Raw genomic sequence first — 21,398 nt, forward strand, 5'->3', positions numbered from 1 at the left:
GCCGGGCTCAACTCACCTGGCGGGAACGAGCCGCCCATTCGATGCCATTCGTGGCCTGCTCACGGGTGAGCGACGTGGTCCCTCCGCAGTTCGAACAGACCACGGCGTAGCGGCGGGAGATCGTGAACAACGGCACGAAGAACAGCGAGAACTTGGTGGCGCGCTCATACACATCCTGTGCCGCTGACATCCGGCAGTACTCGCAGATGAAGGTCACGGTGACGAGCACCTTGTCGCGGAGCGTCGTGCCGAAGAGAAGAAACATGTGCCGAGTGTATGGACGCCGCTTCGGATCAGTCAGGGGCTTGCGCTTGTCCCCGGAACGACCGCGACGTACACTCGGTTGAGCGATAAAAGAACCCGCCGTTCGATTATGGAACGCGGATGCCGTCTCGCCCGAATTTTCCACAACGAAGTGAGGAAGCCCGTGCAGTTCCACCACCACGGATACGTGTCCACCGACCCGCGCATTCTGCCCGCCGCAGGGGTGGGTATCGATCGACCCGAGGAACTCCCCGACGAGGTCGACGTTCTCATTGTCGGCAGCGGGCCGGCCGGAATGATCACAGCCGCCCAGTTGTCGCAGTTCCCCGGAATCACGACCCGGATCGTGGAACGCCGGGGCGAACGGCTTGCGATCGGGCAGGCCGACGGCATCCAGGCGCGCAGTGTCGAGACGTTCCAGGCGTTCGGATTTGCCGAGCGGATCATCCAGGAGGCGTACCAGATCACCGAGATGGCGTTCTGGAAGCCCGACCCGGCCAACCCGTCCCACATCGTCCGCACCGCACGCGCGGTCGACGACCCGATGGGGATCAGTGAATTCCCGCACATGATCGTGAACCAGGCGCGTGTGCTCGATTACTTCGCCGAGGTCATGGCCCACTCGCCCACCCGGATGACCCCGGATTACGGCTACGAATTCCGCGGCCTGACCGTGAACGACGCGGACGACTACCCGGTGACCGTGACGCTCGGGCACACGACGGGTGAGCGCACCGGGGAGGATCGGGTCGTTCGGGCGAAGTACGTCGTCGGTGCTGACGGAGCCAGGAGCGGTGTGCGTCAGTCGATCGGATGCACCCTCGCCGGCGACCAGGCGTTCCACGCGTGGGGAGTCATGGACATCCTCGCCGTCACCGACTTCCCCGACATCCGGACCAAGTGCGCCATCCAGTCGGAGTTCGGGAGCATCCTGCACATCCCTCGCGAGGGCGGCTACCTGTTCCGCATGTACGTGGACCTCGGTGAGGTCGACCCGGACAACAAGGGCGCGATCCGCAGCACGACGATCGAGGAGATCATCGCTAAGGCAAACGACATCCTGAGCCCGTACACGCTCGACGTGAAGAACGTCGCCTGGCACAGCGTCTACGAGGTGGCCCACCGCCTGACCGACCGGTTCGACGACGTGCTGCCCGAGGAGATCGGAACGCGGACGCCCCGGGTCTTCATCACCGGTGACGCCTGCCACACGCACAGCGCGAAGGCGGGCCAGGGCATGAACGTGTCGATGCAGGACGGCTTCAACCTCGGCTGGAAGCTCGCCCACGTCCTCGAGGGGCGCAGCCCGGAGAGCCTCCTCAGCACCTATTCGGCCGAGCGCCAGGTCGTCGCCAAAAACCTCATCGACTTCGACAAGGAGTGGTCGAGCCTGATGGCCCGCAAGCCGGAAGAACTCAAGGACCCGGCCGAGCTCGAGACGTTTTACACGAGCACCGCTGAGTTCCCCGCCGGTTTCATGACCCAGTATGAGCCGTCGATGCTGATCGGAGAAGCGACCCACCAGGACCTCGCGACCGGGTTCCCGATCGGCAAACGGTTCAAGTCTGCTCCCGTCGTCAGGGTCGCAGACACCAACCCGGTTCAGCTCGGGCACCACCACCGCGCTGACGGACGGTGGCGCCTCTATGCGTTCGCCGACGCGGCACGACCGGGCGAGGCATCCGGGGTGTCGACATGGGCGGACTGGCTCCGGAACTCGCCCGAGTCTCCCCTGCTCGTCCACACCCCGAGAGACGCCGAGGTCGACAGCATCTTCGACGTCAAGGTGGTCTACCAGCAGCCGCACACGGAGATGGACATCGGCCGGGTTCCCGAGGTCTTCCTGCCCCGCGTCGGGCCGTTCGATCTGATCGACTATGAGAAGGTCTATGCCACGAACCCGGAGAGCGACATCTTCGAGCTTCGCGGGATCGATCGTGCGGGTGCCGTCATCGTCGTGCGGCCGGATCAGTACGTGGCCCACGTGCTGCCGCTTGACGCGACAGAGGATCTGGCCGCGTTCTTCCGCCAGAACCTGCTGCCGCGATAACCGTCACACTGCTGAGGGCGATGGGGTCACCCGTCGCCCACGACTCCGGCCAGGTTCGCTTGTGAACGACGGAGTTCCCGGACATAGCGCCCCGGTGTCACACCGGCGACCGACCGGAACTCCGTCGTGAGGTGGGCCTGGTCGGTGTAGCCCAGGTCCGCGGCGACAGTCACGATGTCGGCATCCGTCGTGGAGAGCCGCCGGACGACCTCCTGGAGCCGGATGCGTCGCGCGACTTCGTTTGGCCCACGGCCAAGTGTCTCGCCCAGCGCGCGTTGCAGCGTTCGTTCGCTCGTGCCCAGTTCTGCGGCGACCGCGCGACCGGTCCTCACCCGAGGGCTTGCGACGAGAGCGTCGACGGCCCGGTTGGCGAGCTGCTGCATCCCGGTAAGCGGCCGCTCGGCGAGATGCTCACGGATACGCGCGTCGGCTTCGCGCGAACGCTCCCCTGCACCGCTGACCTTTCGGAGGAGTTCGAATGCTCTCTCATCGAGGTCGGCCGTCAACTCGCGCTCGGGAGCGAGCGCCCTCGCATCGAGCCCGGAGAGCACGGCGAGTCCCGCCGGACGGAGCCGGATCGCGAAGACCGACCCGGAACCCGTGATCACGCGGGACCAGGCCTGTGGCCGAACCGCAGTCACGACATACGGCGCGGGTACGTCGCCTTCCTCGACGCTGAGCGTGATTGCCGGGTAGTCGACGATTCGCTGCTCGATGGCGTCACCGGCAGGGAGCCGCCATTCCACGCTCCAGTACGTGTCGACGACGTCTGACAGATCGGCGGCGGGGCTGATCCACCGAGCCGAGAATCGCACGAGATTGTGCGGCTCGAGCACCCCGGAACGCTCGGAGACTCCGATGTGTCGTGCGAGCGGGTCGGTCATCTGGCGCAAATCTACAAGACGCGGAACCGGCGGTCCCTGATGCTGGAACAATGACGACAAACTACCGCAACACCTTCATCTCCGTCGCTCCGGATTGCCCAACACCTGACGCCGAAATCCCCGCCGCGGGTGCGAAGCCCACGGTCGCCGCCCTCCAGTTCGCGCTCATCTCGGAGCATCCGTACGAGTTGACCTCAGATGAGATCCTTTTCGAGGTCCATGCCACGCGCTCTGGGATACCTGATGCCGACCGTGAAGAGGCGTGGGCTTCGTTCTTCGCGAAAGACCAGGCGTGTCTGAGAGCGTCACCCCTCGCGAAACGCTACGGGTGGGGGTTTCACCACGACGCGGAGGAACGGGTGGCGCTCGTCGCGCTCGGTACCGACGAGTACGCGGCGCTGTCGGCCCGGAACGACCTCGTGCAGAAGGCCGCGATGCGTTCATCGCGAGCCTGAGGCACCCTCCCCTGACGGAGCCGCCGCCGCCGAAAACCTGGATGCGAGCTGCCGGAACGCGTCCTGGAGCTCTGGCGGCTCGACCACCTCGAGATCGGCATCGAAGCGACCGAGCGAGGCGGCGAGCGCCACCCACGACCAGGAGCCTGACCGGTACCGGCACAGCTCGGGCCCGACCTCGTCAACGGTGCCGTCACCAGCGAACGGGCGCACGGATCGCGCCGGCAGCGAAATGAGCACGGTCCCGACGCACGGCCATTCGTCCGCCCGTTCCGACCCCTTGAACCGGGCGGAAACAAATGCCCGAACGTCGCCGCCGGGAATCGGTCGGGGCTCGAACCGGGGACCGGTGGGTGTCCGGGTGGTGATGCGGTCGGCGCGGAAGATGCGCCAGTCGTCGCGCTCCAGGTCCCACGCCACCAGATACCAGCGCCCTCCGGAGATGATCAGGGAATGCGGCTCCACCCGACGAGGAGGGGGCTCCATGGCGTCCCCGGAATCGTTCGCGTAGTCGAACCGGACAACCGCACGCGCGGCGATCGCGCCGGACAGCGCAACGAGCTCATCGGTCGAGACCGGGCTGGCATTCGCGTGTTGCTCGGGGAGCGCGGTGAATCGCACGGCGTCGAGACGGTGCCGCAATCGTTGTGGCGTCACCTGCCTCACGATGGTCAGCGCCCGCAGAGCGGCTTCCTCAACGCCCGCACCCGCGGTCGTCGCCGCTTGCAGCGCAATGCTGAGCGCGATGATCTGGTCGTCATCGAAGAGAAGCGGCGGAAGCTCGGTTCCGGCCGAAAGCCGGTATCCCCCATCCGGACCTTTGCCGCTTTGGATCCGGTACCCCATCTCTCGCAACCGGTCGATGTCGCGCCTCAGGGTCCGCGGATGCACTTCGAGACGCTCGGCGAGCAGCCGGCCGGGCCACCGACGTTGTGTCTGCAGCAGCGACAACAACAGCAACAGTCGCGAGGGAGGAGTCATACTCCCAATCTATTTTGAGTAGAGGGCCGAGGTTGTCCTCTACTCCGATCACAGTGGTGTTCAGCCGGTGAGGTCCATCGGCTGACAGTCACAAGGAGCACCATGCCCGTACACACCACCCCCCACCTCAACTTTCGCGGCGACGCCCGCGAGGCACTGGAGTTCTATTCCTCGGTCTTCGGCGGCCAGCTGATGGTCATCACGAACGAGGACGCACAGAGCGTCGAGACACCTGACGAAGCGCACCAGGTCAAGTTCGGTCAGGTTCTTGGCGACAATGGCTTTCGCATCATGGCGTACGACGTTCCAGCGAGCGTTCCATACGACCGTGGCAACGCTTCGTTTTTCGTGTCGATCCGGGGCGAATCGACCGAGGAGATCTCCGGTCTCTGGACACGATTGACGGAGGGCTCGACAATTCTCGACGATCTCGCGCCGTCCTTCTTCTCACCGGCATACGGGATGCTCTCGGATCGGTTCGGGGTCACGTGGGTCCTCGACGTCGAGGTCGCCTACAACCCGGCCTGAGCTGGATCCTCCGGCAGAAGCCGCGGCGGTCACCGCCCGTATGCGCGCCGCACACTGTCGGCACCAGCGCGGAGCCGCTCGGCGATCTCGGCTTCGGGACGGGGCAGCGCGACGTGGATGACCGCGATGGATGCTGCGGGCTGGCCAGGCAGCGTGAGGGGCACGGCGACGGACTTCAGCGACGGCACGACTTCATCCGAGCTCGACGCGTACCCGCGCGCCCTGCTCTCGACGAGTTCGGCGCGCAAGTCGTCGCTGACGTCGTCCGGCCACGCGCTCTCGGGGACCCCGAGCAGGATCGCCTTGCCGGGTCCGCCGCGACTGGTGGGATGCCGGTGGCCCGGCCGGTAGGACACGACGGCGACGCTCTGCCTCGGCATCGCGCTGACCAGGGTGACCGCTTCGCCGCTGTCGAGGCGCACGGCGAGCAGGCACGTCATGCCGAGTTCATCGGCGATCTCGTTGAGCACGGGAAGCGCTGCCTGCTGGAGGTTCTGCGCGACCCCGGAGGTCAGCGCGGCAAGGCCGGCACCCAGGGCGACCAGTCCCCCGTCGTCACGGGTCACGAGGTCGTGCGCCTCGAGCGTGCGCAGCAGGCGGTATGCGACCGACCGATGCACACCGAGTTCGCTCGCGAGTTCGCCGATCGAGAGGTTGCGGCCTGTCGCGGCCAGGATTTCGAGCAGTCGGATGCCGCGGCTCAGAGTCTGGGATCCCGCCTGAGATCCAGCGTCTGTTGCCATGAAGTCGAACCTTCCGCCGCCGCGAGCACTCGCCCGCTTGTTCGATATTAGGACAGTGCGCTCGAATAGTGCGGATCACACAGAAACACCGCGAGGTGCCGGGAAGTGTTCCGAGACATCCCGCCAAGGTATCTCAGAGCACTTCCGGGCACCTCGCGGTGCGCTGGCGTCGTCAGGTCATTCGTCAGGACATACGGAGCCGGTATTTGAGCGACGCGAGTTCGGCGTGAAGCGCCGGTGGCACCTTTCGCCCGAATGTCTCGAAGAATTCCTGCGTCAGGTCGGCCTCGGCGAGCCACGAATCGGCGTCGATCGCGAAGAGCTTCTCCAGCGCGACGTCCGTGACATCCGTGCCATCGATGTTGAGGTCGCCTACGGCCGGGATTCGACCGATCGGGGTCTCCTGAGCCGGCACCTGGCCCTCGATGCGGCGGACGATCCACTCGAGCACACGGGAGTTGTCGCCGAAACCAGGCCAGAGGAAGCTGCCGTCGTCGTCCTTGCGGAACCAGTTCACCTGGAAGATTCGCGGCGCGCGGTCGAACCGCAGCTTCTGCCCGACCGTGAGCCAGTGACCCCAGTAGTCGGCCATGTTGTAGCCGCAGAAGGGAAGCATCGCGAACGGGTCTCGGCGGAGTTCGCCGACAGTTCCCTCGGCGGCGGCGGTCTTCTCGCTCGAGATCGTGGCTCCCATGAAGACTCCGTGGCTCCAGTCGGTCGCTTCGACGACAAGGGGAACGTTGGTGGCGCGGCGTCCGCCGAAGAGGATGGCGTCGAGCGGCACCGCCTCCTCCCAGTCGTCCGCGATCTGCGGGCACTGCGCCGCGGCGACGGTGAAGCGGGAGTTCGGGTGGGCTGCGGGTCGGCCGGAGTCCGGCGTCCAGTCGTTGCCCTCCCAGTCGATCAGGTGTCCGGGGGCCTTCTCGGTGAGACCTTCCCACCAGACGTCTCCATCATCGCGCAGGGCGACGTTGGTGAAGATGGTGTTGCCCCAAAGAGTTTCGACGGCCGTGACGTTCGTCGTCTCACCGGTGCCGGGAGCGACGCCGAAGAATCCGGCCTCCGGGTTGATCGCCCACATCCGGCCGTCCTCGCCTGGGCGGAGCCACACGATGTCGTCTCCGAGCGTTTCGACGCGCCAGCCGGGGATGGTTGGGCGAAGCATAGCAAGGTTGGTCTTGCCGCAGGCCGACGGGAACGCGGCAGCCACGTGGTACTTCTTGCCCTCGGGCGAGATCACCCGGACCAGCAGCATGTGTTCGGCGAGCCAGCCTTCGTCGCGACCGATGACGCTCGCGATCCGCAGGGCGAAGCATTTCTTCGCGAGGAGAGCGTTGCCGCCGTAGCCCGATCCGTATGACCACACCTCACGAGCCTCAGGGAACTGGACGATGTACTTGGTGTCGTTGCACGGCCAGGCCACATCCTCGTCTCCGGGGGCGAGCGGGGCGCCCACCGAGTGCACGGCCTTGACCCATGGTGCTCCCCCGGCGATGAGGTCGGTCACCACTTCGGACGTGCGGGTCATGATTCCCATCGACAGGACGGCGTATGCGGAGTCTGTGATCTGAACACCGAGCTGCGACAGCGGCCCCCCGACCGGTCCCATCGAGAACGGCACGACGTACATCGTCCGGCCGCGCATGCTGCCGGCGAAGACTCCATCGAGCTCTTCGCGCATCGATTCCGGGTCCTGCCAGTTGTTCGTCGGGCCGGCGTCGTCTTCGCTCTCCGAGCAAATGAAGGTGCGGGACTCGACCCGGGCGACGTCGCTCGGCGCACTGCGGGCAAGGTAGCTATTCGGCCGCCATTCCGGGTTGAGCTTGATGAGTTTGCCCTCGGCCACCATTTGTTTGGTCAGCAGGTCGCTCTCGCGCTTGGAGCCGGTGCACCAGACGACGGAATCCGGCTGGGCCAGTGCGGCGATCGAGTCGACCCAACTCCGCAAGTCCTGAAGCGGGTCGGATGCCACGGGCGTCGCGTCGGGAAGGGCTGCGCGCGTCGAGGAAGGAGCGACGAGGTCATACACCGGCGCGGGGGCAATGGGGCTCTGTGCGATCTCGGTGTCGCGGTCGATTTCTGCGATGCTCATGTGCTCTCGGCTCCTCTGCGCTGGGGTGTCTGATTTCAGCATGATGCAGGATTAGCAAGACCTTCCCGCACAGCCTCTGTTAAGAAACGGGATATTTACGATAATGTGAAGGAATGAACCGCACCGGCTCCGACCTCTCGACTCTCGGGCATCGCATCCGTCACTTCCGCACCGCGCGCGGTCTCACGCTCGACGACCTCGGTGAACGCGTCGATCTGGCGGGGAGCCAGCTCTCACTGATCGAGAACGGCAAACGCGAACCGAAGCTGTCGATGCTGCAGTCCATCGCCGCTGCCCTCGGCGTCGAGCTCACCGACCTGCTCGCCGCAGAGCCACCGAATCCCCGCGCGGCGCTCGAAATCGAACTGCGGCAGGCGCAACAGCGCCCGTTGTACACCGAGCTTGGCCTTCCGTCGGTGAAGCCGACCAAGGGAATGAGTGACGAGGCGCTGACCGCCCTCGTCGGCCTGCACCGGGAGCTGCAGCGCAAAGCGGCCGAAGCGATCGCGACTCCGGAGGAGGCTCGGCGAGCGAACACGGAACTCCGCGAGTGGATGCGCGATCGGGACAACTACCTGCCCGAGATCGAGGAACTCGCCGAAGAGAAGATCCACACCGCCGGACACGTTCGCGGAGCCGTCACGCACCGCACGGTGAGCATCATGGCCGAGCAACTCGGCCTCGACCTCATCTACGTCAATGACCTGCCGCACTCCGCCCGCAGCGTCACCGACCTCGAGAACGGCAGGATCTACCTTCCGCCCGCGTCGATCCCCGGAGGCCACGGCCTGCGGTCGATGGCACTGCAGGCGATGGCACACCGGTTGCTTCAACACACCCGACCGACGAGTTACGCCGCCTTCCTCCGGCAGCGCCTCGAGATCAACTACTTCGCTGCCTGCTGCCTGATGCCGCAAAAGGCGGCCGTCGATTTTCTCACCCAGGCCAAGAAGGACCGGAACCTCGCGGTCGAGGACTTCCGGGATGCTTTCGGAGTGACCCATGAGGCGGCGGCGTTGCGGTTCACGAACCTCGCCACCCACCACCTCGACATGCCGCTGCACTTCCTCCGGGTGTCTGAGGACGGCTCGCTCGCCAAGGGGTACGAGAACGACGGTCTTCCCCTCCCGATGGATGTGACCGGCTCGATCGAGGGGCAACTCGTCTGCCGCAAGTGGAGCGCGCGGAGTGCGTTCGAACGCACGAACCGGACCACCGAGCTCTACCAGTACACGGACACCCCCGCCGGAACCTACTGGTGTGCGACGCAGACCGGAACGACGAGTACCGGCGAATTCTCCATCTCCGTCGGCGTTCCGTTCAATCAGGCCAAGTGGTTCCGCGGCCGGGAGACGACCACCCGCGCGGTGTCATCATGCCCGGACCCGTCGTGCTGCCGCCGGCCGCCGAGTGACCTCGCCGAGCGGTGGCTCGGCAAGGCGTGGCCGAGTGCGCGACTGCACGCCCACGTGTTGTCACCGCTGCCGAGCGGAACGTTCCCCGGTGTCGACGACAACGAGGTGTACGACTTCCTCGAGCGGCACAGCGACGGGTGATCCGCACGCTCGACAGGTGCAGCCACCACGAAACAGCGTTGTGCGCCTGTTGACCGGAACGCTGGCGCAACGGTACCTGTTGAGCGAGAGAATAGGAGCATGCAGACCGCGATCCCTCCCCTCATTCTCGGAACGATGACCTTCGGAGATACCGCCGACGAGGCATCCGCTGCCGATCTTGTCCAGACAGCGCTCGACGCGGGAATTGCCTGGTTCGACACCGCCAACAGTTACAGCGATGGGCGAAGTGAGGAAATCCTCGGGAGCATCCTCGGCGCCAGGGACGACGTGTCGATCGCGACGAAGGTCGGCCAGCCGCAATCGCTCGTCGGCACCGAGAGCCTCCTCTCGGCAGGAAAGATCCGCACCTCGGTCGATGCAAGCCTGACCCGCCTCGGGCGTGAACACATCGAGATTCTCTACCTGCACAAACCGGACCGGTCCACCCCGCTCGAAGAGACCCTGACCGAGATCGCTGCCCTCGCCGCCGACGGCAAGGTCGGCGCGTTCGGCGTCTCGAACTATGCCGCGTGGCAGATCTCGGACGTCGTGCGGATCGCCGCCGAGGTCGGCGCTCCCCCTGTGCTGCTCAGCCAGCAGATGTACAGCCTGCTTGCCAGGAGGCTCGAGGACGAGTACGAGGAATACGCGACGACGACCGGCCTCCCGACGGTGATCTACAACCCGCTCGCCGGCGGGCTGCTGACCGGGCGATACCGTCAGGATGCCGACGCCGGGTCTGGGAGGTTCGGCGATGCCCGCAACGCGAGGGAGTACCGCGCCCGCTACTGGGACGACCGCATGTTCGCGGCGGTCGACGCGTTGACGGTCATCGCGGATGACGCCGGCATCCCGCTCGCCGAGTTCGCCCTGCGCTGGACGATCGGGCGCCCGGCCGTGCAGTCGGTCCTGCTCGGAGGCACTCGGGTGAGCCACCTGCGCGACAACATTGCGGCGTTCAACAACGGCCCGCTTCCGGCGGATGTGTCAGCAGCGGCGGATGCCGTCGGCGACGACCTGCGCGGACCGATGCCGGCCTACAACCGCTGACCCGCGGTGCTAGGGTCACGTCATGGTTGAGAAATCGCACGAAGAGAACCGTCACGACCAGCTGACGAGCGCGCCGGAGTCCACCGAGGCTGACGCCGCTCCCCGCATCGAGGTCAGCGAGGGCGAGAGCGGTGCGACGCGCGTCGACATCCGCGGCGACGCGGCCGTCCGGCCGAGCGATCCGACCGACTGACCCCGGCAGGCTCAGGAACCACCCTTCGACAGGCTCAGGAACCACCGCCCAGCGCCCACATCGCAACGGCACTTGCCGCTGCAACGTTCAGTGAGTCGATGCCGTGCTTCATCGGGATCTTCACCACGCTGTCGGATGCCGCGATCGCGGCATCCGTGAGCCCGTCACCTTCCGCTCCCAGCACGAGGGCGAGGCGTTCGTGGTCGCCACTGTTCACGTCGCGCAGGCTGACGGCATCCGCGGTGAGGGCGAGCGCAGCGACGTGGAATCCGTGCCGGGTGAGAAGTGCCCGAGTGTCGGCCCAGTCACCGACGCGAGTCCACGGAACCTGCAGCACGGTGCCCATCGAGACGCGGATCGACCGGCGGTAGAACGGGTCGGAACACCGCGGTGTGACCAGAATGGCATCCGCCCCGATCGCTCCCGCTGACCGGAAGATCGCGCCGACGTTGGTCGGGTCCGCGACGTCCTCGAGGATGACGACGCGGCGAGCGCCGGCCAGAAGTTGGTCCGGGTCGGGCAGCGGTGGACGGTGCATCGACGCGATGAGCCCGCGGTGCAACACGTACCCGGTGAGTTCGGCGAGCAGGTCGCCAGGGCCGACGAACACGGGAACGTCGAGGTCACCGAGCAGGTCGAGCGCGTCGTCGACGGTACTCCCGAGAGCCAGGACCGAGCGCGGGCGGTGCCCGGCGCGCAGAGCTCGTTCGAAGACGAGGAGCGACTCGGCGAGGTACAGCCCGTGTTCGGTCCCGCGCGCCTTCTTCAGGGCGACGTCGGTGGCGTGGGCGTAGTCCGCGAGTCGCGGATCAGCCAGGTCAGAGATCTCGAGAACGGGCACCGGGGAAGTTTACCGAGCGGAAGAGCGCACGACGGCGCTAGACTTCCCCCGTCAACAGCACGACGCTGGTGCGCTCGGAAAAGGGGCGCTGGACGATCCGACGGCGGGTCGCGAGACATATACGGATTCCATCTCCCTATATGCACTCGAAGGATCATCATGACCACCGTTGTCGCCCGCATTGCCGACGCTCTCGCCCCCTCCATCTCCCACGCTTTCGGCGTGATGGGCAATGGGAACGCCCATGTCATCGATGCCATCGGCCGTACCCCGGTGAGCTATATCGCCGTGCGCCACGAGGTCGCGACCGTCGCAGCGGCTGACGCGTTCTATCGCGCGAGCGGCAGGCTCGCCCTCGCCACCGCTACGTACGGCGCCGGTTTCACGAACACCATCACCGCACTGGCGGAGTCGGTACAGGCGGCGATCCCGCTCGTGCTCCTCGTCGGCGACGCCCCGACCTCGGGCGCCCGGCCATGGGACATCGATCAGCGCGCGCTTGCGGCATCCGTTGGCGCTCCCACGTTCACGGTCGGCCGAGCGGATGCCGGCCGGGTCACGATCGCCGCCATCAGCCACGCTCTCACCCACCGCACCGCCGTGGTGCTCGCGTTGCCTTACGACCTGACCACCGCTGAGGCGGAGGACGAAGGCACTCTTCCCGAACCCGCTCGGGCGATGCGAGCGGAACCTCGTGACCCGGAGATCGCGGCCGCGGCATCCGCCCTCTCCCGCGCACGGCGCCCGGTGATCCTGGCCGGCCGTGGCGCGTGGCTCGCCGGCGCCGGCGCGCCGCTCAGCCGCCTCGCCGACGCGACCGGAGCGCTCACAGCGACGACGGCGCTCGGCCGCTCGCTGTTCGAACGCCAGGAGTTCGACCTCGGCGTCGTCGGCGGATTCGGCCAGGACGACGCCATGGGCCTGATCGGCCGGGCGGACGTCGTGCTCGTCGCGGGCGCGGGACTCAACCAGTTCAGCACCCGATTCGGCACACTCTTCGCGCCGGACGCCACGGTGATCCGCATCGACGATCGCACCCCTGAAGCGCACCCGGCGGTCACGATCCCCGTGCACGGCGATGTTGCCCTGGCCGCCCATGCCCTGCTCGCCGCCCTTCCGCCTGCCGGTGCCAGCGACCCGGCCTGGCGCGAGACGCTGCTGACGGATGCCGCGCGGTTCCGCACCCGGGAGGACGGCGTCGGCATCTGCGAGGACGGCCGTCTCGACCCGCGCAGCGTCGCCACACACCTGGCCGGGATCCTCCCCGACGACCGCGTCGCGGTCTCGGACGGCGGACATTTCCTCGGCTGGTCGAACACCTACTGGGATGCCGCGTCCCCCAACCGCTGGCTGATGGTCGGCACCGCGTTTCAGACCATCGGGCTCGGATTCGGCAGTGCCGTCGGCGCTGCAGCTGCCCTCCCGGACTCCACCGTCGTGCTCTCCACCGGAGACGGCGGAGGGCTGATGGCTCTCGCCGACCTCGACACCGTCATCCGCACCACGCGAAAAGGCATCATCGTCGTCTGGAACGACGCCGCGTACGGTGCTGAAGTTCACGTCTACGGGCGGATGGGGATCGGCACGGGCCCCATGCTGATCGACGAAGCCGACTTCGCCGGGATCGCGCGATCTCTCGGCGGCCGGGGCGACGTCATCCGCTCCCTGGAGGATTTCGCCGGCGTGGAAGCCTGGCTGGCTTCTGGCGAGGACGGCGTGTACCTGCTCGACTGCCGCATCTCGCCGACCGTCGTCGCCCCGTATCAGGAGGAGATCTTCGACCACGCCCTGGAGCGCTGCCGCACGGAACCGGTTCGCTCCGGGCGGTGAGGGTCGGATATGGTTCGTATACGATCATCGCTGATCTCCCGGGCCCGCTCCGGAGGGATCCACCTCCCGAAAGGCTCGGAGCATGCTTGAAAAATCCGTCATCGACGGGATCGCCAATGAACTCTACGAGGCGGAGCAGTCGCGATCGACCATCCCGCGTCTGACCGCCCGGTATCCCGACATGACCGTCGAGGATTCCTACGCCGTGCAGAACGTGTGGAAGGAACGCGGCCTCGCCGCGGGCCGCCGGCTCGTGGGCCGCAAGATCGGACTCACGTCGAAGGTGATGCAGGTCGCGACCGGCATCACCGAACCGGACTACGGCATCATCTTCGACGACATGGTCTACGAGAACGGTGCGGTGATTCCGCACGACACGTTCTCGAACGTGCGAATCGAAGTGGAGCTCGCGTTCGTGCTCGGCAAGGACCTGTCCGGCCCGAACTGCACCCTCTTCGACGTCCTCGACGCGACCGACTACGTGATCCCTGCCCTCGAGATCCTCGACTCGAGAATCGAGATGCAGGGACGCACCATCGTCGACACCATCTCGGACAACGCGGCGATGGGTGGCATGGTGATGGGCGGCAACCCGGTCAGGATCGGTGACGTCGACCTTCGCTGGGTCTCTGCCCTGCTGTACCGCAACGAGACCATCGAAGAATCCGGCGTCGCAGCCGCCGTGCTCAACCATCCGGCGGCCGGCGTGTACTGGCTCGCGAACAAGCTCGCCCAGCACGGCACGAGCCTCCAGGCCGGCGAGATCATCCTCGCCGGCTCGTTCACCCGTCCAATGTGGGTGGAAAAGGGCGACACCGTCCAAGCCGATTACGGGCAGTTGGGATCCATCACATGCCGCTTCAGCTAGCCCCCACCTTCCGGGACGATCTGAGCGGCTCCGACCGGCCGCTCGTCGGCATGTGGGTCTGTTCCGGCAGCCCCCTCATCGCCGAGATCTGCGCCGGTTCCGGACTGGACTGGCTTCTCATCGACGGCGAGCACAGCCCGATCGGTCTCGAGTCCATCCTCGCCCAGCTTCAGGCCGTCGCCGGCTATCCGGTCACGCCTCTCGTGCGCGCCCCGTCGGGCGACACCGTGCTGATCAAGCAGTTCCTCGACCTCGGCGTGCAGAACCTGCTCGTTCCCATGGTCAACACGCGCGAGGAGGCGCGTCACGTTGTCTCCGCCGTCCGTTATCCCCCACGCGGTGTCCGCGGCGTCGGCAGTGCCCTCGCGCGCGCCGCCCGGTGGAACCGTGTCGACGACTACCTGGGTCGTGCTGACGAATACGTGTCGCTCTTCGTCCAGATCGAAACCGCGGATGCCGTAGCGAACGCCGCCGAGATCGCGAGCGTCGACGGCGTCGACGGCGCGTTCGTGGGACCATCAGATCTCGCGGCATCCATGGGTTTGCTGGGACAACAGGAGCACCCGGACGTGGTCGCCGCTGTCGAAAGCGCCATCCGCACCATCGTCGAGACCGGAAAACCGGTCGGCGTCAACGCCTTCAACCCACGAATGGCGGAACGCTACCTCGCCGCGGGAGCGACGTTCGTACTCGTCGGTGCCGACGTGGCCCTCCTCGCCCGCAGCTCAGAAGCACTCGCGGCCGAGTACATTCCGGCGGAAACGGACGACACTCCACGCGCCAGTTACTAGTCGCAGTACACGAAGGGAGGGCAGCCGCGCGGCTGCCCTCCCGTTTTTTTCGTCTTCGATCAGACGGTGGCCTTCGAGCCCTGGAAGTGGCCGACGGACTGAAGATCCTCATGATCGTGACCGAGCGGGATGCCGGTGCGGTCGCGCAGGATCAGCGTCGCGGCGAAGGCGACGACGGTGACGCCGGCGATGTAGAACGCGACCGAGATCGATTCACCGGTTGTCTGCACCAGGTACGTCGCGATCGTCGGCGCGAACGCGCCACCGAGGATCGCTCCGATCGCGTAAGTGATCGACACACCGGAGTAGCGGATCGACGCCGGGAACAGTTCGGCGAAGTACGCCGCCTGCTGCCCATAGGTGAACCCGTTCCCGATCGTGAACAGTGACAGCCCGAGGAACAACAGCCACACGTTGCCGGTGTTGACGAGCGGGAACAGCAGGAACACCGTGATCAGCTGCACGATCCAGCCGATGATGTAGGTGTTGCGCCGACCGATCCGGTCGGAGAGACCACCGGCAATCCATGTCATGATCAGCCACACGACCGCTGACCCCGTCACAGCGAGGAGCACGGGCGTGCGCTCGAGACCGACGAACCCGTTGGGATCGGTCGCATAGTTCTGGATGTAGCCCCCGGTCGTCATATATCCGGCGGCGTTGTTCCCTGCGAAGGTGAGGGCGGCGAGGATCACGAGGAGCCAGTGCTTCTTGAAGAGCTGGACCGCGGGCATCCGCGATTGTTCCTTGCGGGCTGCGATCTCCTGGAAGACCGGGCTTTCGTCGATCGTGCGACGCACGACCATCCCCACGACCACGAGAACGACGCTCAGCAGGAACGGCACACGCCAGCCCCACTCGAGGAACGCCTCACCGGGGGAGATCACGCCGGTCATCAATGCGAGGGTTCCGGAAGCCAGGAGCAGACCGATCGGAACGCCGATCTGCGGGAACGAACCGGCACGACCGCGACGGTCGCTCGGCGCGGTCTCGACAGCCATGAGCACGGCGCCGCCCCACTCACCGCCGGTGGAGAGTCCCTGCAGGATCCGGAGCAGAACGAGGATGATCGGCGCGGCGATGCCGATCTGCTGATACGTCGGCAGCAGACCGATGATCGTGGTCGCCGCCCCCATGAGGATGAGGGTGATGACGAGCATCGCTTTTCGACCGACCTTGTCGCCGTAGTGACCGGCGAGGAACGCTCCGAGGGGACGGAAGAGGAAACTCACGCCGACCGAACCGAACGACAGCAGGATGGCGATTTGCGGTCCGGCCGGCTCGAAGAACAACGTCGCGAAGACAAGGCCGGCAGCGCTCGCGTAAAGGAAGAAGTCGTACCACTCGATGGTGGTTCCGATGACGGTGGCGAGGGCCACCTTGCGTCGTTCGGCCGCGGTCCGCGGGTCGACTTGCCTGGGTTCTGTGGACATCGCTGGATGACTCCTTCGTCATGAACTCGCGCGGATTGGCGGGGTGAATACCCTCACCCCAGGATGATAGACCATATCGTATATCTTTGTAAGGGTCGTATTTGCGGCTCTTGCAATCCTCGTCCGATTGTATATGATTTGTTATACCGAGCTCGGTTCCACTTCAGACAAGGACGTCGATGACCTCTCCAGCCAGCCCGCTTCCCGGCAAGATCGTCGCCGTGCACCTCAATTACCGCTCCCGTGCCGAGCAACGCGGGCGCACCCCTTCCTTCCCCTCCTACTTCTTCAAACCGTCGTCGTCGATCGCGGCGACGGGTGGAACACTCGAGCGGCCCGCCGGCACCGAACTCCTCGCCTTCGAGGGTGAAATCGCACTGATTCTCGGCGAGACCGTTCGCCGGATCTCGCCCGAACAGGGCTGGTCAGCGATCAGCGGAGTCACCGCCGCGAACGACTTCGGTATCTACGACCTGCGAACGGCCGACAAGGGATCGAACGTGCGATCGAAGGGGGGCGACGGGTTCACTCCGCTCGGCCCGGAGGTGCTCCCCGCCGATTCGGTCGATCCTGGCGCCCTCCGCGTTCGCACCTGGCTCAACGGTGTCCTGGTCCAGGAGGACACCACCGATGGCCTGCTGTTCCCCTTCGGCCAGCTCGTCGCCGATCTCTCCCAGCTCATGACGCTTGAAAAGGGTGACGTCATCCTGACGGGAACCCCTGCGGGGTCGTCGGTCGCGCAACCCGGTGACGTCGTCGAGGTCGAGGTCGACAGCCCGAGCGCGGAGGGCTCTCGCACAACAGGTCGACTCGTCACGACGATCACGCAGGGCACGGATGCCTTCGGCGACTTCGGGACCCGGCCGAGCGTCGACGACACACAGCGCGAAGAAGCCTGGGGAAGCCGCGAGGAGGCGGGGCTCGCGACCGATCCCGCGTTCGAGCTCACCGAAGAGCTCACCGAACGGATCAACTCGGTCGGCACGGCGACGCTGAGTTCGCAATTGCGCAAGCGCGGCCTCAACAATGTGTCCATCGACGGGCTGCGGTCCACGAAACCGGGAGTCCGCCTCGTCGGGCGCGCCCGCACGCTCCGCTACATCCCGAATCGTGAGGACCTCTTTGCGTCACACGGCGGCGGGTACAACGCTCAGAAGCGCGCCTTCGACTCCCTCCAGCCAGGTGACGTGCTCGTCATGGAGGCTCGCGGCGAGCACGGAACCGGCACGGTCGGCGACATCCTGGCCCTGCGCGCGCAGGTGCGAGGGGCTGCCGGCATCGTCACCGACGGCGGTGTACGCGACCTCGCGGCCGTCGCCGCCCTCGATATGCCGACGTATTCCGCCGGCGGACACCCCGCCGTTCTCGGCCGCCGCCATGTCCCCTGGGACGTCGACGTCACCGTCGCCTGCGGCGGAACATCCGTGCAGCCCGGCGATGTCATCGTCGGTGACGACGACGGGCTGATCGTGATCCCTCCGGCTCTCGTCGAGGACGTTGTCCGCGACTCGATCGAACAGGAGCGGGAGGAGACATTCATCGCTGAGCAGGTAGCTCGCGGTGAAGGCGTCGATGGGCTCTACCCGATGAATGCAGACTGGAGATCCCGATACGCCGACTGGAAGGCATCCCGCGAATGACCGTCGCCCCCGCTACCCGCAGCAAGTCCGAGCTCTCCTACACCTGGATCCGCTCGAAGATCGAGGGCGGCGCTTTCGTTCCCGGTTACCGCCTCGTCCTCGGCGCGATCGCCAAGGAACTCGACGTCAGCGTCGTGCCCGTCCGTGAGGCCATCCGCAGGCTCGAAGCGGAGGGACTCGTCACGTTCGAACGCAACGTCGGAGCCCAGGTCGCCATGCTCAACGAGACCGGGTACGTCACGACGATGCAGACACTGAGCATTCTCGAGGGCGCAGCGACGATGTTGTCTGCACCCTTCATCACCGATGAGGACATCGCCGCAGCTCGCGCCGTGAACGCGAACATGGCTGACTGCCTGGAGAACTTCGACCCGCACCGGTTCACCGAGCTCAACCGCGAATTCCACTCGATCCTCTTCGAGCGCTGCCCGAACGACAACCTCCTCGATCTCGTGCACCGGGGCTGGAACTCGCTGAACATGCTGCGGGACTCGACGTTCAGCTTCGTGCCGGGGCGGGCGCACCAGTCGGTGGCCGAGCACGAGGGCATCCTGTCGCTCCTCGAAAACGGTGCAGACAGCCTCGACATCGAGCTGGCCGCTCGCGCCCACCGTACCCGCACGCTCGACGCGTTCACCGAATACCAGTCCACCCACAAACGTTCCCCCGTCCAGCCATAACTGCATCGGAGCATCCACCATGGCGCACTACATCCCCGAGAACCTTCCGACCCGGATCCAGCACTACATCGACGGTGAGTTCGTCGACAGTATTTCGGGTGAGACCTTCGACGTGCTCGACCCGGTGTCGAATGCGAACTACGCCACAGCCGCATCCGGCCAGAGCGAAGACATCGACCGCGCCGTCGCCGCCGCGAAGAAGGCGTTCGAGACCGGCCCGTGGCCGCGGATGCTCCCGCGCGCCCGGTCACGCATCCTCAACAAAATCGCGGATGCCGTCGAAGCGCAGGACGCACGACTCGCCGAACTCGAAACCTTCGACACCGGCCTGCCGATCACCCAGGCGCTCGGCCAGGCGCAGCGCGCCGCCGAGAACTTCCGGTTCTTCGCCGACCTCATCGTCGCCCAGGCCGACGACCACTACAAGGTCCCCGGTCGCCAGGTCAACTACGTCAACCGCAAGCCCAAGGGTGTCGCCGGCCTGATCACGCCGTGGAACACGCCGTTCATGCTCGAGAGCTGGAAGCTCGCACCCGCCCTGGCTTCCGGCTGCACCGTCGTGCTCAAGCCGGCCGAGTTCACTCCGCTGTCGGCGAGCCTGTGGGCGTCGATCTTCGAGGAAGCCGGACTGCCGAAGGGCGTGTTCAACCTCGTCAACGGCCTCGGTGAGTCCGCGGGTGACGCTCTCGTGAAGCACCCGGATGTCCCACTCATCTCGTTCACCGGGGAGTCGAGCACCGGGCAGACGATCTTCGCCAACTGCGCGCCGCATCTCAAGGGCATGTCGATGGAGCTCGGCGGCAAGTCCCCCGCTGTCGTCTTCGCCGACGCCGACCTCGACTCCGCGATCGACTCGACCCTGTTCGGCGTCTTCTCGCTCAACGGCGAGCGCTGCACCGCCGGCAGCCGGATCCTCGTCGAGCGGCCCATCTACGACGAGTTCCTCGAACGGTATGCCGCGCGGGCGAAGAACATCGTCGTCGGCGACCCGCACGACCCCAGGACCGAGGTCGGCGCGCTCGTTCACCCCGAGCACTACGACAAGGTCATGAGCTACGTCGAGATCGGCAAGAGCGAAGGCCGGCTTCTCGCCGGCGGAGGCCGGCCGGAAAACCTTCCCGAGGGCAACTACGTCTCCCCGACGGTCTTCGCCGATGTCGCTCCGGATGCCCGGATCTTCCAGGAGGAGATCTTCGGTCCCGTCGTGGCCATCACCCCCTTCGACACCGATGAGGAGGCGCTCGAGCTGGCCAACTGCATCCGTTACGGGCTTGCCGCGTACATCTGGACCTCCGACCTGACGCGTGCGCACACCTTCGCGCAGTCGGTCGAGGCGGGAATGGTGTGGCTGAACTCGCACAACGTTCGCGACCTGCGTACCCCGTTCGGCGGGGTGAAGGCGTCCGGTCTCGGACACGAGGGCGGCTACCGCTCGATTGACTTCTACACCGACCAGCAGGCCGTGCACATCACCATCGGCGAGGTGCACACGGCCCGTTTCGGTGTGAAGGCCCCCGAGGACGTCGCGCCCGTCGTCACCCCCAACCCGTGAGCGCGTCTCACTCCTCTCAATTCGTCTCACTCACGCAAGGAAGCTGACATGGACCACAACCCGAGCCCCATTCCGGAGCCGCACGCGAAGCCCAACCCGAACCCGGTGTCGACCCCGAAAGCCACACCCCCGGACATCCTCCGTTGCGCCTACATGGACATCGTCGTCACCGACCTCGCTGCATCGCGCGAGTTCTACGTCGACATCCTCGGCCTCGTCGTCACCGAGGAGAACGAGAACGAGATCTACCTGCGGTCGTTCGAGGAGTTCATCCACCACAACCTCGTGCTTCGCAAAGGACCGGTTGCCGCTGTCGCCGCGTTCTCCTACCGCGTGCGGGCTCCTGAAGATCTCGACCGTGCCGTCGAGTTCTACACCGAACTCGGCTGCCGGGTCGAGCGCCGACCGGAAGGCTTCACGAAGGGCATCGGCGATTCCGTGCGCGTCGAAGACCCGCTCGGTTTCCCGTACGAGTTCTTCCACGATGTCGAGCACGTCGAGCGGCTCGCCTGGCGTTATGACCTGTACGGTCCTGGCGCTCTCGTGCGGCTCGACCACTTCAACCAGGTCACTCCCGATGTGCCGCGGGCTCGCGGCTACATGGAGGACCTCGGCTTCCGCGTGACCGAGGACATCCAGGACGAGGATGGTGTGACCTACGCGGCATGGATGCGCCGCAAGTCCACTGTTCATGACACCGCGATGACCGGAGGCACCGGGCCGCGGATGCACCACGTCGCCTTCTCAACCCACGAGAAGCACAACATCCTCTACATTTGCGACAAGCTCGGGGCCCTGCGCAAGTCGGACCTGATCGAGCGCGGCCCCGGCCGGCACGGTGTGTCGAACGCGTTCTACCTGTATCTGCTCGACCCCGACGGTCACCGCGTCGAGATCTACACGCAGGACTACTACACCGGGGATCCGGACAACCCGGTCGTCACGTGGGACGTTCACGACAACCAGC

Annotated in this window: 20 protein-coding genes; 13 read left to right on the plus strand and 7 right to left on the minus strand. The window is 66.2% G+C overall.

What is annotated here, in order from left to right:
* Positions 1–7: 7 nt before the first annotated feature.
* Positions 8–265, minus strand: coding sequence for a zinc-ribbon domain-containing protein (locus D9V29_RS01195; RefSeq protein ID WP_121671490.1), 258 nt, complete (start codon positions 263–265; stop codon positions 8–10).
* 162 nt (positions 266–427) lie between these two features.
* Here D9V29_RS01195 and D9V29_RS01200 point away from each other — a divergent pair, with 162 nt between their 5' ends.
* Positions 428–2,314, plus strand: coding sequence for an FAD-binding monooxygenase (locus tag D9V29_RS01200; RefSeq protein ID WP_121671491.1), 1,887 nt, complete (start codon positions 428–430; stop codon positions 2,312–2,314).
* A 26-nt stretch (positions 2,315–2,340) separates the two neighbouring features.
* Here the strand turns inward: D9V29_RS01200 and D9V29_RS01205 are convergent, their stop codons facing one another.
* Positions 2,341–3,198, minus strand: coding sequence for a helix-turn-helix domain-containing protein (locus D9V29_RS01205; protein WP_121671492.1), 858 nt, complete (start codon positions 3,196–3,198; stop codon positions 2,341–2,343).
* Positions 3,199–3,248: 50 nt separating this feature from the next.
* Here D9V29_RS01205 and D9V29_RS01210 point away from each other — a divergent pair, with 50 nt between their 5' ends.
* Complete coding sequence (locus tag D9V29_RS01210) at positions 3,249–3,653, plus strand: DUF6157 family protein (protein ID WP_121671493.1); 405 nt, start codon at positions 3,249–3,251, stop codon at positions 3,651–3,653.
* Here the strand turns inward: D9V29_RS01210 and D9V29_RS01215 are convergent.
* Positions 3,639–4,634 carry a helix-turn-helix transcriptional regulator gene (locus tag D9V29_RS01215; protein WP_121671494.1) on the minus strand — a complete coding sequence of 332 codons (996 nt, stop codon included), beginning with the start codon at positions 4,632–4,634 and terminating at the stop codon, positions 3,639–3,641. The genes D9V29_RS01210 and D9V29_RS01215 overlap by 15 nt on opposite strands.
* 102 nt (positions 4,635–4,736) lie before the next feature.
* Between D9V29_RS01215 and D9V29_RS01220 the strand changes: the two genes are divergently transcribed.
* On the plus strand, positions 4,737–5,162 hold the full coding sequence (locus D9V29_RS01220; protein ID WP_121671495.1) for a VOC family protein: 426 nt from the start codon (positions 4,737–4,739) through the stop codon (positions 5,160–5,162).
* A gap of 29 nt (positions 5,163–5,191) precedes the next feature.
* Here D9V29_RS01220 and D9V29_RS01225 read toward each other — a convergent pair whose 3' ends face one another.
* Together D9V29_RS01225 and D9V29_RS01230 are read right to left on the minus strand one after the other, a co-directional pair.
* Positions 5,192–5,905 carry an IclR family transcriptional regulator gene (locus tag D9V29_RS01225; RefSeq protein ID WP_121671496.1) on the minus strand — a complete coding sequence of 238 codons (714 nt, stop codon included), beginning with the start codon at positions 5,903–5,905 and terminating at the stop codon, positions 5,192–5,194.
* Positions 5,906–6,089: 184 nt separating this feature from the next.
* A complete protein-coding gene (locus D9V29_RS01230; RefSeq protein WP_121671497.1) occupies positions 6,090–7,997 on the minus strand; it encodes a phosphoenolpyruvate carboxykinase (GTP) in 1,908 nt (635 codons plus the stop codon).
* A 113-nt stretch (positions 7,998–8,110) separates the two neighbouring features.
* Between D9V29_RS01230 and D9V29_RS01235 the strand changes: the two genes are divergently transcribed.
* The 3 genes from D9V29_RS01235 to D9V29_RS14835 all read left to right on the plus strand — a co-directional run bounded on the left by D9V29_RS01235 (position 8,111) and on the right by D9V29_RS14835 (position 10,796).
* A complete protein-coding gene (locus D9V29_RS01235) occupies positions 8,111–9,553 on the plus strand; it encodes an XRE family transcriptional regulator (protein WP_121671498.1) in 1,443 nt (480 codons plus the stop codon).
* Between the two features lie 99 nt (positions 9,554–9,652).
* Positions 9,653–10,603, plus strand: coding sequence for an aldo/keto reductase (locus D9V29_RS01240; protein ID WP_121671499.1), 951 nt, complete (start codon positions 9,653–9,655; stop codon positions 10,601–10,603).
* A 22-nt stretch (positions 10,604–10,625) separates the two neighbouring features.
* Positions 10,626–10,796 (plus strand): hypothetical protein, encoded by a 171-nt coding sequence (locus D9V29_RS14835; protein WP_183084868.1) that lies wholly within the window; start codon positions 10,626–10,628, stop codon positions 10,794–10,796.
* A 34-nt stretch (positions 10,797–10,830) separates the two neighbouring features.
* Here the strand turns inward: D9V29_RS14835 and D9V29_RS01245 are convergent, their stop codons facing one another.
* A complete protein-coding gene (locus D9V29_RS01245; protein ID WP_121671500.1) occupies positions 10,831–11,637 on the minus strand; it encodes a TrmH family RNA methyltransferase in 807 nt (268 codons plus the stop codon).
* Between the two features lie 159 nt (positions 11,638–11,796).
* Here D9V29_RS01245 and D9V29_RS01250 point away from each other — a divergent pair, with 159 nt between their 5' ends.
* The 3 genes from D9V29_RS01250 to D9V29_RS01260 all read left to right on the plus strand — a co-directional run bounded on the left by D9V29_RS01250 (position 11,797) and on the right by D9V29_RS01260 (position 15,126).
* Positions 11,797–13,467: a thiamine pyrophosphate-binding protein gene (locus tag D9V29_RS01250; protein ID WP_121671501.1), complete on the plus strand. Its 1,671-nt coding sequence runs from the start codon at positions 11,797–11,799 to the stop codon at positions 13,465–13,467.
* A gap of 82 nt (positions 13,468–13,549) precedes the next feature.
* Complete coding sequence (gene hpaH / locus D9V29_RS01255; RefSeq protein ID WP_121671502.1) at positions 13,550–14,335, plus strand: 2-oxo-hept-4-ene-1,7-dioate hydratase; 786 nt, start codon at positions 13,550–13,552, stop codon at positions 14,333–14,335.
* Positions 14,320–15,126: an HpcH/HpaI aldolase family protein gene (locus tag D9V29_RS01260; RefSeq protein WP_121671503.1), complete on the plus strand. Its 807-nt coding sequence runs from the start codon at positions 14,320–14,322 to the stop codon at positions 15,124–15,126. Before hpaH ends, D9V29_RS01260 begins: the two co-directional genes overlap by 16 nt.
* 59 nt (positions 15,127–15,185) lie before the next feature.
* Here the strand turns inward: D9V29_RS01260 and D9V29_RS01265 are convergent, their stop codons facing one another.
* Positions 15,186–16,559 (minus strand): MFS transporter, encoded by a 1,374-nt coding sequence (locus D9V29_RS01265; RefSeq protein WP_121671504.1) that lies wholly within the window; start codon positions 16,557–16,559, stop codon positions 15,186–15,188.
* A gap of 179 nt (positions 16,560–16,738) precedes the next feature.
* Here D9V29_RS01265 and D9V29_RS01270 point away from each other — a divergent pair, with 179 nt between their 5' ends.
* The 4 genes from D9V29_RS01270 to hpaD form a co-directional block, all read left to right on the plus strand.
* A complete protein-coding gene (locus D9V29_RS01270) occupies positions 16,739–18,199 on the plus strand; it encodes a fumarylacetoacetate hydrolase family protein (protein ID WP_121671505.1) in 1,461 nt (486 codons plus the stop codon).
* On the plus strand, positions 18,196–18,879 hold the full coding sequence (locus D9V29_RS01275; protein ID WP_121671506.1) for a GntR family transcriptional regulator: 684 nt from the start codon (positions 18,196–18,198) through the stop codon (positions 18,877–18,879). Before D9V29_RS01270 ends, D9V29_RS01275 begins: the two co-directional genes overlap by 4 nt.
* Before the next feature lie 19 nt (positions 18,880–18,898).
* Positions 18,899–20,431 carry a 5-carboxymethyl-2-hydroxymuconate semialdehyde dehydrogenase gene (hpaE, locus tag D9V29_RS01280; protein WP_121671507.1) on the plus strand — a complete coding sequence of 511 codons (1,533 nt, stop codon included), beginning with the start codon at positions 18,899–18,901 and terminating at the stop codon, positions 20,429–20,431.
* Positions 20,432–20,479: 48 nt separating this feature from the next.
* Positions 20,480–21,398 (plus strand): 3,4-dihydroxyphenylacetate 2,3-dioxygenase (gene hpaD / locus D9V29_RS01285; protein WP_121671508.1); only part of this gene is annotated, 919 nt, incomplete at its 3' end.

The sequence above is a fragment of the Mycetocola manganoxydans genome, assembly GCF_003667545.1.
Taxonomy (GTDB): Bacteria; Actinomycetota; Actinomycetes; order Actinomycetales; family Microbacteriaceae; genus Mycetocola_A; species Mycetocola_A manganoxydans.

Coding starts and splice junctions, on each gene's coding strand:
- D9V29_RS14835 (WP_183084868.1), top strand. CDS start 10,626: ATGGTTGAGAAATCGCACGAAGAGAACCGTCACGACCAGCTGACGAGC.
- hpaE (WP_121671507.1), top strand. CDS start 18,899: ATGGCGCACTACATCCCCGAGAACCTTCCGACCCGGATCCAGCACTAC.
- D9V29_RS01275 (WP_121671506.1), top strand. CDS start 18,196: ATGACCGTCGCCCCCGCTACCCGCAGCAAGTCCGAGCTCTCCTACACC.
- D9V29_RS01240 (WP_121671499.1), top strand. CDS start 9,653: ATGCAGACCGCGATCCCTCCCCTCATTCTCGGAACGATGACCTTCGGA.
- hpaH (WP_121671502.1), top strand. CDS start 13,550: ATGCTTGAAAAATCCGTCATCGACGGGATCGCCAATGAACTCTACGAG.
- D9V29_RS01270 (WP_121671505.1), top strand. CDS start 16,739: ATGACCTCTCCAGCCAGCCCGCTTCCCGGCAAGATCGTCGCCGTGCAC.
- D9V29_RS01220 (WP_121671495.1), top strand. CDS start 4,737: ATGCCCGTACACACCACCCCCCACCTCAACTTTCGCGGCGACGCCCGC.
- D9V29_RS01205 (WP_121671492.1), bottom strand. CDS start 3,198: ATGACCGACCCGCTCGCACGACACATCGGAGTCTCCGAGCGTTCCGGG.
- D9V29_RS01265 (WP_121671504.1), bottom strand. CDS start 16,559: ATGTCCACAGAACCCAGGCAAGTCGACCCGCGGACCGCGGCCGAACGA.
- D9V29_RS01235 (WP_121671498.1), top strand. CDS start 8,111: ATGAACCGCACCGGCTCCGACCTCTCGACTCTCGGGCATCGCATCCGT.
- D9V29_RS01260 (WP_121671503.1), top strand. CDS start 14,320: ATGCCGCTTCAGCTAGCCCCCACCTTCCGGGACGATCTGAGCGGCTCC.
- D9V29_RS01250 (WP_121671501.1), top strand. CDS start 11,797: ATGACCACCGTTGTCGCCCGCATTGCCGACGCTCTCGCCCCCTCCATC.
- D9V29_RS01210 (WP_121671493.1), top strand. CDS start 3,249: ATGACGACAAACTACCGCAACACCTTCATCTCCGTCGCTCCGGATTGC.
- D9V29_RS01225 (WP_121671496.1), bottom strand. CDS start 5,905: ATGGCAACAGACGCTGGATCTCAGGCGGGATCCCAGACTCTGAGCCGC.
- D9V29_RS01195 (WP_121671490.1), bottom strand. CDS start 265: ATGTTTCTTCTCTTCGGCACGACGCTCCGCGACAAGGTGCTCGTCACC.
- D9V29_RS01215 (WP_121671494.1), bottom strand. CDS start 4,634: ATGACTCCTCCCTCGCGACTGTTGCTGTTGTTGTCGCTGCTGCAGACA.
- D9V29_RS01230 (WP_121671497.1), bottom strand. CDS start 7,997: ATGAGCATCGCAGAAATCGACCGCGACACCGAGATCGCACAGAGCCCC.